The 17,531-nt window shown below is 74.8% G+C and carries 3 protein-coding genes; all 3 read left to right on the top strand.

Annotated features, from left to right (window positions below):
* Window positions 1–23: 23 nt before the first annotated feature.
* The 3 genes from ACIGAN_RS03695 (at window position 24) to ACIGAN_RS03685 (ending at window position 16,990) form a co-directional block, all read left to right on the top strand.
* Window positions 24–14,933, top strand: coding sequence for a type I polyketide synthase (locus ACIGAN_RS03695; RefSeq protein WP_399855317.1), 14,910 nt, complete (start codon window positions 24–26; stop codon window positions 14,931–14,933).
* Window positions 14,934–15,167: 234 nt separating this feature from the next.
* Entirely contained in the window at window positions 15,168–16,235 is a 1,068-nt protein-coding gene (locus tag ACIGAN_RS03690) for a glucose-1-phosphate thymidylyltransferase (RefSeq protein WP_365099088.1), read from the top strand.
* Complete coding sequence (locus ACIGAN_RS03685) at window positions 16,232–16,990, top strand: futalosine hydrolase (protein WP_399854663.1); 759 nt, start codon at window positions 16,232–16,234, stop codon at window positions 16,988–16,990. Before ACIGAN_RS03690 ends, ACIGAN_RS03685 begins: the two co-directional genes overlap by 4 nt.
* Window positions 16,991–17,531 lie beyond the last annotated feature (541 nt).

Below are 17,531 nucleotides of genomic sequence, written 5' to 3'. Positions count from 1 at the left end.
CGGTCCCCCGACACGATCTCCCGATTCTCGAAGGGCTGACTGCCATGGGCAACACGGACACCACCGAGGACAAGCTCCGCGAGTACCTCAAGCGCGTCACCACCGACCTGCGCCAGACACGGCGCCGGCTCACCCACCTGGAGACGCGGGCGCACGAACCCATCGCCATCGTGGCGACCGCCTGCCGTATGCCCGGCGGCGTGCGCACCCCCGAGGACCTGTGGCAGGTCGTCGCCGACGGCGTCGACACCGTCTCGGACCTGCCGACCGACCGTGGCTGGGACCTGGACGCGCTCTACGACCCGGACCCCGACCGGGTCGGCACGAGCTACGTCCGCCAGGGCGCCTTCCTGCACGACGCCGCCGAGTTCGACGCCGGCTTCTTCGAAATCTCGCCGCGTGAGGCGACGGCGATGGACCCGCAGCAGCGCCTGCTGCTGGAGACCACCTGGGAAGCGTTCGAGCGGGCCGGCATCGATCCGACCGCCCTGCGCGGCAGCGACACGGGCGTCTTCATCGGCGCCAGCAACCAGGCGTACGCCAACGACGGCACGGGCGCCCCCGAAGGCGTCGAAGGGCACCTGCTGACCGGCGGATCCGCCGCGGTCCTGTCCGGCCGTATCGCCTACAGCCTCGGCTTCGAGGGCCCCGCCGTCAGCCTCGACACCATGTGCTCCTCGTCGCTGGTCGCGCTGCACCTCGCGGTCCGCGCCCTGCGCTCCGGCGAATGCTCCATGGCCGTCGCCGGCGGTGCCACCGTCATGGCCACCATGCGCAACTTCATCGAGTTCAGCCGTCAGCGCGGACTCGCGCCCGACGGCCGCTGCAAGCCGTTCGCCGCCGGAGCCGACGGCACCGGCTGGGGCGAGGGCGTCGGCGTGCTCCTGCTGGAGCGGCTCTCGGACGCACAGGAGCGCGGCCACCAGGTCCTCGCGGTGGTGCGGGGCTCCGCCATCAACCAGGACGGCGCGTCCAACGGTCTCACCGCGCCGAACGGTCCCTCGCAGCAGCGGGTCATCCGCGCGGCCCTCGCGGACGCCGGGGTGTCGGCGGCGGACGTGGACGTGGTCGAGACGCACGGTACCGGCACCAAGCTCGGCGACCCGATCGAGGCACAGGCGCTCCTCGCCACCTACGGCAGGGAACACGACGCCGACCGTCCCCTCTGGATCGGCTCCCTGAAGTCCAACATCGGCCACACCCAGGCCGCCTCGGGCATCGCCGGTGTCATCAAGATGGTCGAGGCCCTGCGGCGCGACATCGTCCCCAAGTCCCTGCACGCGGACGAACTCACCCCCCACGTCGACTGGTCCTCGGGCGCGCTGCGCCTGCTCACCGAACCCGTCTCCTGGCCCGAGCACGACCGGCCGCGCCGCGTCGGCGTCTCCTCCTTCGGCGGCAGCGGCACCAACGCACACGTCGTCATCGAACAGGCGCCCTCCGTCGAGGAGTTGGAAGCCTCCGACACCGAGCGACCCGACACCGAGCGGCCCGGGACCGTCGTACCGTGGCTGCTGTCCGCGCGCTCCGAGACCGCGCTGCGGGAGCAGGCCCAACGGCTCGCCGAGCGCGTGCAGTCCGCGGACCTCCGCATCGCGGACGTCGCCCACACCCTGGCCACCGGCCGTGCCGCCCTGGAGGAGCGCGCGGTGGTCGTCGGCGCCGACCGCGACGCCCTTCTGGACGCCCTGCGCGCCGTGGCCCGCGGCGAACAGCCCGCCAACACCGCACGCGGCCTCACCACGAGCCCCGGCGAGACCGTCGACCCGGTGTTCGTGTTCCCGGGGCAGGGGGCGCAGTGGGTGGGGATGGCCGTCGAACTTCTCAACTCCTCGCCGGTGTTCGCGGCACGGTTCGCGCAGTGCGCTGAGGCGCTGTCGCCTTTCGTGGACTGGTCGTTGGTCGATGTGGTGCGTGGTGAGGGGGATGCTCCGGGGCTGGACCGGGTCGATGTGGTGCAGCCGGTGCTGTGGGCGGTGATGGTGTCGCTGGCTGCGGTGTGGGAGTCGTTCGGGGTGCGGCCGGCCGCTGTGGTGGGCCACTCACAGGGTGAGATCGCTGCGGCGGTGGTGTCGGGCGCACTCAGTGTCGAGGATGGCGCGCGGGTGGTGGCGTTGCGGTCGCAGGCGATCGTGGCGCTGGCCGGACGTGGTGGGATGGTGTCGGTGGCGCTGTCTCATGAGGACACCGATGCTCTGATCGGCCGGTGGGAGGGCCGGATCTCGGTTGCTGCGGTCAACGGGCCCACCTCCACGGTTGTCTCCGGTGATGCGGACGCGCTGGACGAACTGGTCGTGCATGCCGAGGAGTCGGGTGTGCGGGTGCGTCGTGTCGAGGTGGACTACGCCTCGCATTCGGCGCATGTGGAGGCCATCGAGGCTGAGTTGGCCGAGGTGCTGGCTCCGGTTGCGGCCGGGGAGCCGTCGGTGCCGTTCCTGTCAACGGTGACGGGGGAGTGGATCACCGATGGTGAGACGGATGCCGGGTACTGGTATCGCAACCTGCGGCAGACGGTGTTGCTGCAGCCCGCGATCGCCGCGCTGGTCGCCGAGGGGCATGGCGCGTTTCTGGAGATGAGTCCGCATCCGGTGCTGACCGTTCCGGTGGCGGAGACCGTGGAGGCGGCCGGTGCGGACGCCGTGGTGGTTGGTTCCCTGCGGCGGGGCGAGGGCGGCCTGGACCGTCTGTATGTGTCGTTGGGTGAGGCGTGGGCGCGCGGTGTGGCGGTGGACTGGACGGTCGCCTTCGAGGGGCTGTCGCCGCGCCGTGTCGACCTGCCCACCTACGCCTTCCAGCGCCGCCGTTACTGGCTGGAGGCGCCGAAGGCCGGGCAGAAGGCCGCCGATCCGGTCGAGGAGCAGTTCTGGCGCACCGTTCAGGAGGGCGACCTCCAGGACGTCGCCCGCACCCTCGGACTGGACAGCACCGAAGGACTGGGCGACATCGTCCCGGCACTGGCCGCGTGGCGGCGGGCCGGTCGCGACCGTGCCACGGTGGACAGATGGCGCTACCGGGTGGTCTGGCGTCCCTACGACCTGCCCGCCGCCGGCACCCTGCACGGCACCTGGCTCCTCGCCGTCCCCGAGACGCACCTGCGGTCCCCCCTGGTCGCCGCCGTGGCCCGTACCCTCGCCCAGGCGGGCGCGACCACCGTCACCCTCGCCGTGGACGCCGGCGATCCGGACCGCGCCCGGGTCGCCGCCCGGCTCGCGGACGCCGTCTCCGTCTCCGGGCCGGCGTCCCTGCAAGGCGTCGTCTCGCTGCTGGCGCTCGACGAGCGAGCCGCCCCCGGCCACCCGGGTGCCACCGCCGGCATGACCTCCTCCCTCGTCCTGCTCCAGGGGCTGCTGGACGCCGATCTCGACGCCCGGCTGTGGATCCTGACCAGCGAGGCCGTCACCACCGGAACCGGCGACACCGTTCGCAACCCGCTCCAGGGCGCCCTGTGGGGCTTCGGACGCGTCGTCGCCCTGGAGCAGCCCCGGCGGTGGGGCGGACTGGTGGACCTGCCCGCCGAGTTGGACGAGGAGACCGCGCGTGGGCTCGTCGCCGTTCTCGCCGCCCGCGCCGACGAGGACCAGACCGCCCTGCGCGGCCGGACCGCCCACATCCGCCGTCTGGTGCGGGCCCCGCTCGCCGGACGCACCGCACCGCGCGCCTGGCGCACCAGCGGAGCCGCGCTGGTCACGGGCGGCACCGGCGGCCTCGGCGCCCACACCGCCCGACTGCTGGCCCGCAAGGGCGCCGAGCACCTGGTGCTGACCAGCCGCCGCGGACCGGACGCCCCCGGCGCGGCCGAACTGCGCGAGGAACTGACCGCCCTGGGCTGCCGCGTCACCATCGCGGCCTGCGACGTGGCCGACCGCGACGCCCTGGAACGCCTGGTGGCCGAGGTCGAGTCGGACGGGCCCGCCATCCGGACCGTCGTGCACACCGCCGGCGTCGGCATGCTCGCGCCCCTCGCCGAAACCGACCTGGACTTCTTCGCCGAGGGTGCCCGCGCCAAGCTGCTCGGCGCGGCCAACCTCGACGCCGTCTTCGACCACGACCGGCTGGACGCCTTCGTCCTCTACTCGTCCGTCGCAGGCACCTGGGGCAGCGGCGACCACGGCGCGTACTCGGCCTCCAACGCCTACGTCGACGCGCTCGCCGACCACCGCAGGGCCCGCGGCCTGACCGGAACGTCCATCGCGTGGGGCATCTGGAGCCCCGAGGGCGGCGGTATGGCCGTCAACGTCGTGCGCGAGCAGCTGCGCTGGCGCGGCATCCCGTTCATGGACGCGGAACTGGCCGTCACCGGCCTCCAGCAGGCCCTGGACCACGACGACACCTTCCTGGCCGTCGCCGACATCGACTGGGAACGCTTCGTCCCCGTCTTCACGGCCGCCCACCCCCGGCCCCTGCTGCACGAGGTCCCCGAGGTGGCCGAGGCGATGCGGGCCGACGAGCCCGACGTGGCCCAGGCCGCCGACCGACTCGGCGGCCTGCGCGCGGAACTGGCCGCCCAGCCGGGCGCCGAGCGCGTGCGCACCCTCACCGACATCGTGCGCACCCAGGTCGCCGGCGTCCTCGGCCACGCCGACGGCACCGAGATCGCCTCGCAGCGCGCCTTCCGGGAACTCGGCTTCGACTCCCTCACCGCCGTCGAACTGCGCAACCGCCTCAACACGGCGACCGGACTGAGCCTCCCCGCCACCGTCGTGTTCGACTTCCCCAACGTTCACGAACTCGTCCGGCACCTGCTCGAACACCTCGTCCACGACACGGCGGACGAGCCGGCCGCCACCCTGCCCGCCACCCCGGCGGACAGCCCCGCACACCGGGACGAACCCATCGCGATCGTCTCGATGGGCTGCCGCTTCCCCGGAGGCGTCCACTCGCCCGAGGACTTCTGGCGACTCGTCCTCGACGAGACCGACGCCATCTCCCCCCTGCCCGCGGACCGACACTGGGACGTGGCGAACCTGTACGACCCCGACCCTGACCGGCCGGGCACCACCTACGCCCGCGAGGGCGGATTCCTGCACGACGCCGCCGAGTTCGACGCCGGGTTCTTCGGTATCTCGCCGCGTGAGGCGACGGCGATGGACCCGCAGCAGCGGCTGCTGCTGGAAACCAGCTGGGAGACCCTGGAGCGGGCCGGTATCGCCCCCGACAGCCTGCGCGGCAGCGACACGGGCGTCTTCGTCGGCGTGTCCCACCAGGGGTACGGCGCGAGCGGCGAGGTGCCCGAGGGACTCGAAGGACACCTGATCACCGGTACCGTCACCAGCATCGCCTCCGGCCGTGTCTCCTACACCCTGGGGCTCGAAGGCCCGGCCGTGACCCTGGACACCGGCTGCTCCTCCGCACTCGTCGCCATGCACCTGGCCATCCGGTCCCTGCGCTCCGGCGAGTGCTCCCTCGCCCTGACCGGCGGCGCCGCCGTCATGGGCGAGCCGATCGGCCTGGTGGGCTTCAGCCGCCAGCGGGGCCTGGCGGTGGACGGCCGCTGCAAGGCCTTCGGCGCCGACGCCGACGGCATGGGCATGGCCGAGGGCGTGGGCGTGCTGCTCCTGGAACGGCTGTCGGACGCCCGCGCCAACGGCCACCAGGTCCTGGCCGTCGTGCGCGGCTCGGCCATCAACCAGGACGGGGCCTCCAACGGCCTCACCGCGCCCAACGGCCGCTCCCAGCAGCGCGTCATCCGCGCCGCACTGGCGGACGCCGGGCTGTCCGGCGCGGACATCGACGCGGTCGAGGCCCACGGCACCGGCACCAAGCTCGGCGACCCGATCGAGGCGCAGGCCATCCTCGCCACCTACGGGCAGGAACACGCCGCCGACCGCCCGCTCTGGCTGGGCTCGGTGAAGTCCAACATCGGCCACACCCAGGCCGCTTCCGGCATGGCCGGCGTCATCAAGATGGTGCAGGCCATGCGGCACGGCACCCTGCCCCGCACCCTGCACGCCGACACGGTCTCCCCGTTCGTCGACTGGTCGGCCGGACATGTGGAGGTCCTCACCGAGACCCGGCCCTGGGACGCGGACGGCCGTCCACGCCGGGCCGCCGTCTCGTCCTTCGGCGTCAGCGGCACCAACGCCCACGTGATCCTCGAACAGCCCGCTACAGAGCCGGACTCCACCGAACCGGCCCCGGCCCCGGCCGGCACCGTCGTGCCGTGGCTGCTCTCCGCCCGCTCCGCGGACGCGCTGCGGGAGCAGGCCGAACGACTGCTGGCCCACCTGGCGGACACCACACCCGACCGCGCCGACGTGGCGCACTCCCTCCTCACGGGCCGTGCCGCCCTGGAGGAGCGCGCGGTGGTCGTCGGCGCCGACAACGACAGCCTCCTCGCCGGAGTACGCGCCCTCGCCACCGGCACGACCACCCCCGGCCTCGCCCGAGGCACCACCCAGCGCATCGGCGAGACCGTCGACCCGGTGTTCGTGTTCCCGGGTCAGGGGGCGCAGTGGGTGGGGATGGCCGTCGAACTGCTCGACTCCTCGCCGGTGTTCGCGGCGCGGTTCGCGCAGTGCGCTGAGGCGCTGTCGCCTTTCGTGGACTGGTCGTTGGTCGATGTGGTGCGTGGTGAGGGGGGTGCGCCGGGGCTGGACCGGGTGGATGTGGTGCAGCCGGTGTTGTGGGCGGTGATGGTGTCGCTGGCTGCGGTGTGGGAGTCGTTCGGGGTGCGGCCGGCCGCTGTGGTGGGTCACTCTCAGGGCGAGATCGCTGCGGCGGTGGTGTCGGGCGCACTCAGTGTCGAGGATGGCGCGCGGGTGGTGGCGTTGCGGTCGCAGGCGATCGTGGCGCTGGCCGGACGCGGCGGGATGGTGTCCGTCGCGCTGTCCCACGAGGACACCGATGCTCTGATCGGCCGGTGGGAGGGTCGGATTTCGGTCGCGGCGGTCAACGGGCCCACCTCCACGGTGGTGTCGGGCGACGCCGACGCGCTGGACGAACTGGTCGTGCACGCCGAGGAGTCGGGTGTGCGGGTGCGTCGTATCGAGGTGGACTACGCCTCGCACTCGGCGCATGTCGAGGCCATCGAGGCCGAGTTGGCCGAAGTCCTGGCCCCCGTCGCGGCCGGGGAGCCGTCGGTGCCGTTCCTGTCCACGGTGACGGGGGAGTGGATCACCGGCGGTGAGACGGACGGCGGGTACTGGTATCGCAACCTGCGCCAGACGGTGCGGTTGGAGCCGGCCGTCCGTCGGCTCGCCCAGTCCGGGCACGGTGCGTTCCTGGAGATGAGTCCGCACCCGGTGCTGACCGTGCCGGTGGCGGAGACCGTGGAGGCGGCGGGCGCGGATGCCGTGGTGGTCGGTTCCCTGCGGCGGGGCGAGGGCGGCCTGGACCGTCTGTACGTGTCGTTGGGTGAGGCGTGGGCGCGTGGTGTCGCGGTGGACTGGACGGTCGCCTTCGAGGGATTGTCGCCGCGCCGTGTCGACCTGCCCACCTACGCCTTCCAGCGCCGCCACTACTGGCTCGAACCGGTCGGCCGCCCGGCCGCTGCCGACACGGGCTCCGACGGCGTGGACGTCCTCGACGACGACTTCTGGACCAGTGTCGAGAACCACGACCTCGACGCCCTCGCCGGAGACCTCGGCATCGACGACGTGCGCTCACTGGCCAAGGTCGTACCGGCGCTGTCGTCCTGGCGGCGCGACCGCATCAACCGCTCGACCCTCGACGGCTGGCGCTACCGGGTGACCTGGCGGCCCCGCGCCGAACAGCCCGCCCGCGCCGCCGAACTCCCGGGGGTCTGGCTGGTGGTCGTACCCGCCGGGTACGAGGCCGACCCCTTCGTACGCACCGTCCTCGACGCCGTCGAAGGGCACGCGAGCGACGTACGCGTCATGGCCGCCGGAGAGCCCGAGGCCGAACGCGACCGCATGGCGGACCTCGTACGGCAGCACACCGCGGACACCACCTTGGGCGGAGTGCTCTCGCTGCTCGCGCTGGACGAGACGCCGTGGTCGGGGGAGGGCGTGCTGCCCACCGGCATGGTGCTGATGACCGCCCTGCTCCAGGCGCTCGGCGACGCACGGGTCGACGCACCCGTGTGGTGCGCCACGCGCGGGGCCGTCACCGTCCGCCGCGGCGACCCGCTCGTCAGCCCGCTGCAGGCGATGAGCTGGGGCCTCGGACGCATCGCCGCCCTGGAGTACCCGCAGCGCTGGGGCGGTCTCGTCGACCTGCCCGAGACGCTCGACACACGGGCCGCGCGGCGCCTGGCCACCGCCCTGTCCGGGGCGCTGGAGGAGGACCACGTCGCAGTGCGCCCGTCCGGGATCTTCGCCCGCCGGCTGGTGCGCGCCGGCGACGGACCGCGCCCCGCAGGCACCTGGACGCCGTCCGGCACCGTGCTCGTCACCGGCGGCACCGGCGGTCTCGGCCGGCACGTCGCCCGCTGGCTCGCCCGCGGCGGCGCCGAGCACCTGGTGCTCGTCTCCCGGCGCGGCCCGGCCGCACCCGGCGCCGACGGCCTCGTGGCCGAACTCGCGGAACTCGGCACCCCCGCCACGGTCGTCGCCTGCGACGTGTCCGACGCGGCAGCCGTCCGGCGACTCGTCGACGACCTGCCCGGGGGCGGCACCCTGACCGCCGTCTTCCACACGGCGGGCATCATCGACGACGGCCTCATCGACGCCCTCACCCCGCAGCGGGCCCACGACGTACTGCGGCCCAAGGCCGACGCGGCGCTCGCCCTCGACGCCGCCACCCGGCACCTGGACCTCGACGCGTTCGTCCTGTTCTCCTCCATGGCGGGCACCCTCGGCGGACCCGGCCAGGGCAGCTACGCCGCCGCCAACGCCCACCTCGACGCCCTCGCCGCCCGCCGGCGCGCCGAGGGACTGCCCGCCACCTCGATCGGCTGGGGCACCTGGGCCGGCGGCGGCATGGTCGGCGAGGAGGTCGCCGAACGGCTGCGCCGCGACGGCGTGCCGCCGATGGACCCCGAACTCGCCGTCGCCTCCCTGCAGAAGGCGCTCGACCAGGACGAGGAGTTCCTCATCGTGGCCGACGTCGACTGGAAGCTCATCACCGCCCGGGCCTTCGCCGCACTGCGCGAACTCCCCGAGACCCGGGCCGCCGTCGCCGACCGTGCGGCTGAGCGGGAGGCCGAACCGGTCGACGGGCCGCCGCTCGTCAAGCGGCTGGCCGCCCTGGCTCCCGCCGAGCGCCGTGCCGCCCTGCTCATGGAGATCCGCACGCAGGCCGCCGCCGTCCTCGGGCACGACGACGCCGCCGCCGTTCCCGAGGGCCGCGCCTTCCGCGACCTCGGCTTCGACTCGCTGACCGCGGTCGAACTGCGCAACCGGTTCGCCGAGGCCACCGGGCTGCGGCTGCCGGTCACGCTCGCCTTCGACCACCCCACCGCGTCCGCCCTCGCCGCCCACCTGGACGGCGAACTGTTCGGCGGGCAAGCCGTCGACGCCCTGCCCGCCCTGCCCACGGCGTCCGTGACCGACGACCCCGTGGTCATCGTCGGCATGGGCTGCCGCTTCCCCGGCGGCGTCACCTCCCCGGAGGAGCTGTGGCAGCTCGTCGCCGACGGCACCGACGCCATCACCCCGTTCCCCGGCGACCGCGGCTGGGACATCGAGAACCTGTACGACCCCGACCCCGACCGCGTCGGCCACTCCTACGCCCGGCACGGCGGATTCCTGCACGACGCCGACCGGTTCGACCCGGCGTTCTTCGGTATCTCCCCGCGTGAGGCGGTCGCCATCGACCCGCAGCACCGGCTGCTGCTCGAAACCTCCTGGGAGACGTTCGAACGCGCCGGCATCGACCCGGAGGGGATGCGCGGCGCCCGGGCCGGCGTGTTCGTGGGCTCCAACTACAACGACTACGCCCGCAGGGTGAGCAAGGCCCCCGAGGAACTGGAGGGCTACCTGGCCACCGGCAGCGCGAGCAGCGTCGCCTCCGGCCGGATCGCCTACACCTTCGGCCTCGAAGGCCCCGCCGTCACCGTCGACACGGCCTGCTCCTCGTCGCTGGTCGCCCTGCACCTGGCCGTGCAGGCCCTGCGGTCCGGGGAATGCGAACTGGCCCTGGCCGGCGGCGTCACCGTGATCTCCACTCCGGACACGTTCGTCGAGTTCAGCAGGCAGCGCGCGCTGTCGCCCGACGGACGCTGCAAGCCGTTCGCCGCCGAGGCCGACGGAGCGGGCTGGGCCGAGGGCGTCGGCCTGCTCCTGCTGGAACGCCTCTCCGACGCCCGCCGCAACGGGCACCCGGTCCTCGCCGTCGTCGCGGGCACCGCGGTCAACCAGGACGGTGCCTCCAACGGACTGACCGCGCCCAGCGGCCCCGCCCAGCAGCGCGTCATCCGCCAGGCCCTCGCCTCCGCCGGGCTGTCCCCGGCCGACGTCGACGCCGTCGAGGCGCACGGCACCGGCACGAGACTCGGCGACCCGATCGAGGCGCAGGCCCTGCTCGCCACCTACGGCCAGGACCGGCCCGCCGAACGCCCGCTGTGGCTGGGGGCGCTGAAGTCCAACATCGGGCACACCCAGGCCGCCTCCGGTGTCGCCGGCGTCATCAAGATGGTGATGGCGATGCGGCACGGCATCCTGCCGCGCACCCTGCACGCCGACCGTCCCTCCCCGCACATCGACTGGTCCAGCGGCGCCGTGCGCCTGCTGCACGAGCAGCGGGTCTGGGAACCGGGCGACGGGCCCCGGCGCGCCGGCGTCTCCTCCTTCGGGGTCAGCGGCACCAACGCCCACGTCATCCTCCAGGAGCCGGACCTGCCCGCACCGGCGCAGCCGCAGCCCGGCGCCCGGCCCGCGCGGGCACTTCCCTGGCTGCTGTCCGCCCGCGGCACCGCCGCCCTGCGCGACCAGGCCCGCCGCCTCCTGGACCACCTCACCGCCCACCCCCGGACCGCGCCGGCCGACCTCGCGCTGTCCCTGGCGACCACCCGCGCCCGGCTGGAGGACCGGGCGGCCGTCGTGGCCGACGGCACCGACACCCTCACCCAGGCGCTCACCGCCCTCGCCGAGGGCCGGGAACACCCCCAGCTGATCACGGGCCGCGGCCGCGGCGGCAGGACGGCGTTCCTCTTCTCCGGCCAGGGCACCCAGCGCCCCGGGACCGGCCGGGCCCTGTACGAGACCCACGACGTGTTCGCCGACGCGCTCGACGCCGTCTGCGCCCACCTCGACGCCCACCTCGGCACACCGCTGCGCGACGTCCTGTTCGCCGAACCCGGCAGCGCGGAAGCTGCCCTGCTCGACCGCACCGACTACACCCAGGCCGCACTGTTCGCCGTGCAGGTCGCCCTGTACCGGCTGCTGGAGAGCCTGGACGTACGGCCCGACGTGCTGCTCGGCCACTCCGTCGGCGAGATCGCCGCCGCCCACGCCGCCGGCGCCCTCACCCTGGAGGACGCCTGCCACCTGGTCGCCGTGCGCGGCCGGCTCATGGCCGGCCTCCCCGAGGGCGGCGCCATGATCTCCGTCCAGGCCCCCGCGGAGGAGGTGGCACCCCTGCTCGCCGCGTACGAGGGCCGGGTGTCCGTCGCCGCCGACAACAGCCCCCTCGCCACCACGCTGTCCGGCGACGAGGGCGACGTCACCGCGCTCGCCGCCGAACTCGCCGCACAGGGCCGCAGGACCCGCCGCCTCAACGTCAGCCACGCCTTCCACTCGCACCACATGGACGGCATGCTCGACGCCTTCGCCGAGCACACCGCGGGGCTGGCGCACGAGGTCCCCGAACTGCCGGTGGTCTCCACCGTCACCGGACGCCCCGTCACCGCCGCCGAACCCCTCGACGGCGCCTACTGGGTGCGCCAGGTCCGCGAAAGCGTCCGCTTCCGGGCCGGCGTCCGCACCCTCCAGGAGCAGGGCGTCACCACCTACGTGGAGATCGGCCCGGGCGGCGTGCTCACCGCGCTCGCCGGGGAATGCGCCGGCGACGACGCCCTCCTGGTGCCCACCCTCGCCCGGGACACCGAGGAGGACCGGTCGCTGACCACCGCCCTCGCCCGGCTGCACACCCACGGCCACCACGTCGGCTGGGACACCTGGTTCGCCCCCACCGGTGCCCGGCGCACCGACCTGCCGACCTACCCCTTCCAGCGGCGCCGCTACTGGCTGGAGGCGACCGGCAGCGCCGGCGGCCCGGACTCCGTACGGCACCCCCTGCTCACCGCGGCCGTGCCGCTGGCCGACGGCGACGGCCTGCTCCTGACCGGCACCATCTCCGTGGACAGCCGGCCCTGGCTCGCCGACCACGCCCTCGACGGCCGGATCCTGTTCCCCGGCACCGCCTTCCTGGACCTCGCCCTCGAGGCGTGCGCCCACGTGGGCGCAGGCCGCGTCGGCGACCTCACGCTGAACACGCCGCTCGTCCTGCCCGGACACGGCGGCGTGCAGCTCCAGGTCGGCGTCTCGGCGCCCGGCCCGGACGGCGACCGCACGCTGACCGTGCACTCCCGACCCGTCACCGGCGACGGCGCGGACGCCCCCTGGACCCGGCACGCCGAAGGCGTCCTGTGCGCCGCCCCGGCGGCCGCCGGCGAGCCCGCTCCGGCCACCTGGCCGCCGCCCGGCGCCACCCCCGTGGACGTGAGCGGCCTGTACGAGGGGATCGCCGAGCGCGGCTTCGCCTACGGCCCCGCCTTCCGCGGGCTGCGCGCCGCCTGGCGCGACGGCGACACGGTGTACGCGGAGATCGCTCCCGAGGACGGCGAACACCTCCAGGGCACCGACCGGTTCCGCATCCATCCCGCTCTCCTCGACGCGGCCCTGCACACCGTGGCCCTCACCGCCACCGACGGCACGGGCACCGTGTTGCCGTTCGCCTTCCAGGACGTCACCCCGCACGCCGCCGGGCCCGACGCCCTGCGGGTGCGGCTCGTGCCGGCCGGGGAGCACACCCACCGGGTGACGCTCCTCGACGGCACCGGGGCGCCGGTCGCGGAGATCGGCACGCTCGCCCTGCGGGCCGTGGACACCGCGGCCCTGCCGGCCACCGCGGGCGCCGGCGCGCTGCACACCGTCCGCTGGACCCCGGCGGCCCCCGCCGGACCGTCCGGCGCCGTCGCCCCGCCGCACCTCGTGGGCCCGGCGGCGGACCTCGCCGGCCACCCGGTCCTCGACCAAGCCGTGCGGTACGCCGATCCGGCCGCGCTGGCCGCGGCGACCACCGGGACCGCCGCACCGCGCACCGTGCTGGCCGTCGTGCCGACGCCCGACGACGACACCGATCCCGCCACCGCCGCCCGGCAGGCCACCCACCACGTGCTGCGGCTGGTGACCGAGTGGCTCGCGCAGGACGCCCTCGCCGCCTCCCGGCTGGTCCTGCTGACCCGCCACGCGGTCACCACCGGTCTCGGCGACGCCTCCCGCACCGATCCCGCGCACGCCGCCGTATGGGGCCTGGTCCGTGCGGCGCGGACCGAGAACCCCGGCCGGTTCGCGCTCATCGACCACGACGGCACGGCCGCCTCCCTGGCCCTGCTGCCCACCGCCCTGGCCGGCGAGGACAGCGAGACCGCACTGCGGGACGGGGCCGCCCTGGTCCCGCGGCTGACCCGCGCCACACCCGACACCGACGCGCCCGACGCCGTCGGCGACGGCACGGTGCTCGTCACCGGCGCCGGCGGCGTCCTGGCCCGGCGGATCGCCCGCCACCTGGTCACCGCGCACGGCACCCGCTCGCTGCTGCTGGCCGGACGGCGCGGCGCCGCCGCCGAGGGCATGACCGAACTGTGCGAGGAACTGCGCGCCCACGGCGCCCGCGTCACCGTCGCCGCCTGCGACGTGGCCGACCGGCAGGCCCTGACCGCGCTGCTCGCCCAGGTCCCCGACGACCGGCCGCTGACCGCGGTCGTGCACACCGCCGGCGTCCTCGACGACGGCATCGTGCAGTCGCTCACCCCGGAACGCCTGGACACCGTGCTGCGCGCCAAGGCCGACGCGTCTCTGCTGCTGGCGGAACTGACCCGCGACACCGGCGCCGCGCTCGTCCTGTTCTCCTCCCTCGCCGGCACCCTCGGCGGGGCCGGACAGGCCAACTACGCGGCCGCCAACGCCTTCCTCGACGCGTTCGCCGCCCGCAGTACCGCCGCCGGACGCCGCGTGCAGTCCCTCGCCTGGGGCCTGTGGGCGGAGCGCAGCGGAATGACCGGCACGCTGGCCGAGACCGACCTGCGCCGCATCGCCCGCAGCGGCCTGCGCCCCATGGAGACGGCCGACGCGCTCGCCCTGCTCGACACGGCGCTGCGCAGCACCCAGGCCTGGTTCGCCCCCGCGGACCTGGACACCGGCGCGCTGCGCGGGCCGGACGGCGCGGTGCCCGACCTGCTCCGCGACCTCGTTCCCGCCCGCGCCCGGCAGGCGGCCCCTACGGGCCCCGCCGCGCCGGCCACCGCCCCCGCCGGGGACAGCCTGCGCGAACGGCTGGCCGGGCTGGACGCGGACGCCCGCCACAGTGCCGTACTGGAAGCCGTGCTCGCCCAGGCGGCCCTGGTCATCGGCCACGACACCCCCGACTCCCTCGATCCCGAGCGAGGCTTCCTGGACATCGGCTTCGACTCCCTGACCGCCGTCGAACTGCGCAACCGGCTCGGCACGCTCGCGGGCGTACGGCTGCCGGCGACGCTCATGTTCGACCACCCCACGCCCGAGCGGCTCGCCGCCCACCTGCTGGAGCGGATGGCCCCGGCCGAACCGCCCGCCGCCTCCCCGGCCGCCGCGGACCGGCTGGAGCAACTGGAGGCGCGGTTCGCGGAAGCGCTGGCGGACCCGGACCTCCACGCGGGGCTGCGGGTGCGGCTGCGCGATTTCCTGGCCCGGCTCGACGGCGCCCCGGCACCGGTCCCGACGCCGGTCCCGACGCCGCCCCCGGCACCGGGACAGGGCCCGGACGCACTCACCGACGAGGTCTCCGACGAGGAACTCCGCGCCTTCCTGGAGGGCGACCTCGACGACGCCTGAGCACCGGCCTCCGGCCGCCGCGGCGCGGACCCGTTCCCGTCGCGGCGGCCCCCGGCCCGCACACCGACTTCGATCCCGACCCCGACCGACCCGCCGACCGCCCGATCCGTCCCACGACCCGAACATGACCCGGCGCCCGCACGACCGCGGGCGTCCCCGCCCACCGATCCGCTCCACACGGCCGGGAACCCCCAGCCCCGCCGGCCGTCCGCCCCTTGTCACCTGGATGGAACAGTGAAGGCTCTTGTGCTCGCGGGGGGATCCGGTACGCGACTGCGACCGATCACCCACACGTCCAGCAAGCAACTGGTCCCGGTCGCCAACAAGCCGATCCTCTTCTACGGACTGGAATCCATCGCCGCCGCCGGCATCACCGAGGTCGGCGTCATCGTCGGCAGCACCGCCGCCGAGATCCAGGCCGCGGTCGGCGACGGTTCCGCCTTCGGCCTCGACATCACCTACATCCCGCAGAGCGAACCCCTCGGTCTCGCCCACGCGGTCCTCATCGCCCGGTCCTTCCTCGGCGACGACGACTTCGTGATGTACCTCGGCGACAACTTCGTCCTGGACGGCATCAGCGACGTCGTCGACGAGTTCCGCAAGAACCCCTGCGACGCGCAGATCCTCCTCACCCGCGTCAGCGACCCCACCGCCTTCGGCGTGGCCGTGACCGACGACCAGGGCAACGTCGTCGAACTCGAGGAGAAGCCGCGGACCCCGCGCAGCGACCTCGCCGTCGCCGGCGTCTACCTGTTCAGCCCCGTCGTCCACGACGCCGTCCGCGCCATCCGGCCCTCCGCCCGCGGCGAACTGGAGATCACCGACGCCCTCCAGTGGATGATCGACCGGCGGATGACCGTGCGCTCCACCGTCATCACCGGCTACTGGAAGGACACCGGCAACGTCACCGACATGCTGGAGGTCAACCGCACGCTCCTGGAACGCCTCCAGCCCCGCGTCGACGGCTGCGTGGACGACGAGAGCGAGATCATCGGACGGGTCAGGATCGAGGCCGGGGCCCAGGTCCGGCGCTCCCGCATCGTGGGCCCCGCCATCATCGGCGCGGGCAGCGTCGTCACCGACTCCTACATCGGACCGTCCACGTCGGTCGCCGAGGAGTGCCTGATCAGCCACAGCGAGATCGAGTACTCCATCGTCCTGCGGGAGTCCTCCTTCGACCGCATCCGCCGCGTGGAGGGGTCCCTCGTCGGACGCAACGTCAAGGTCACCCTCGCTCCCCGGCTGCCCGCCACCCACCGCCTCGTGATCGGGGACCACGGACAGGTCCAGTTCTCGTCATGAGCGGTGTCCGTGTCCTCGTCGTCACCGCGGTCGCCGCCGAACGCGACGCCGCGGCCCGCGGGTTCGGTCCCGCGGCCACGTCCCCGCCGCCCGCGCCCGCGCCGTCAGGGCTGGACGCGGTCCGCGTGACGCCGGGCGGCGACGGTCCCGGTCACCGGCCGGTCCGCGCCGACCTCGTCGTCGGGGGCGTCGGACCGGCCGCGTCGGCGGCGAGCACCGCGACCGCGCTGACCGCGGCGGCCGCCCGCGGCGAACCCTACGACCTGGTCGTCTCCGCCGGCATCGCGGGCGGCTTCGCCCCGGTCGCGGCCCTCGGCTCCGTCGTCGTCGCCGACCGGGTCATCGCCGCCGACCTCGGGGCCGACTCGCCCGACGGGTTCCTGCCCGTCGACGCCCTCGGCTTCGGCACCACCGCACACACCTGCGCGCCCCACCTCGCCGCGGCCGTCGCCCGCGGGCTCGGAGCCGTCCACGCCCCCGTCCTGACCGTCTCCACCGCCACCGGCACCGCCGAACGCGCCGCCGTACTGCGGGAACGTCACGGCGCCGCCGCCGAGGCGATGGAGGGGTTCGGGGCCGCCGAGGCCGCCGCCGGGCACGGCACACCGTTCCTGGAGATCCGCACCATCTCCAACGCGGTCGGTCTGCGCGACCGCTCCGCCTGGCGCGTCCCGGAGGCACTGGCCGCCCTGCGGGACACCTTCGCGGTCCTGCGCACCGTGCTCACGCGGGGCGTCCCCCCGCCCTACGGCTGACCGCGGGGGCGGCCGGCGGCAGCTCCGGGGCGTCACATCTCTCCGCGGCCGACCGCCGGGTCCCCGCCCCGGCCGGATCGCCCCGCCGGGCCGCCTCTTCCCGCATCTTCCTGTGCCTGATCACCGGATGGGTGCGGTGGCTTCGCCCCGGCGGGACGATCCGCCCGCCGGGCTGCGTCCTGCTGTGCCCGATCGTCGGCGGGTCCGTGGGCCTCGCCAGGGCGGATCGCCCGCCGTGCTCCCGGGCCGGCCGCCCCCCGACGGCCGTCCTCCCTGGCGGGTGACCCCCGGCACCTCGCCGCAGCCGTCCCGGCCCCAACTCCGCTCGCGCTCACGGCCGTAGAGCGACACGGCCGTGCTCCCGGCCGATGCCCCGGCCTGCGCGAACAGCGAACCGCGGCCGATTTCCAAGGGTTTCCCCAAACAACCCCGCCGGGGGCCGGAATCGGGTGACCGCGCGGGTCATGCTGTCCCCACCGCACGAGGAGATCACCACCGGCGGGGCCCCATCGGGCGCCCCGGCCCGGCACCCGGGCCTCCA

It is taken from the genome of Streptomyces sp. NPDC085931 (genome assembly GCF_044540565.1).
In the GTDB taxonomy this organism is placed as follows: domain Bacteria; phylum Actinomycetota; class Actinomycetes; order Streptomycetales; family Streptomycetaceae; genus Streptomyces.
This window is presented reverse-complemented; position numbering and strand designations above follow the sequence as displayed.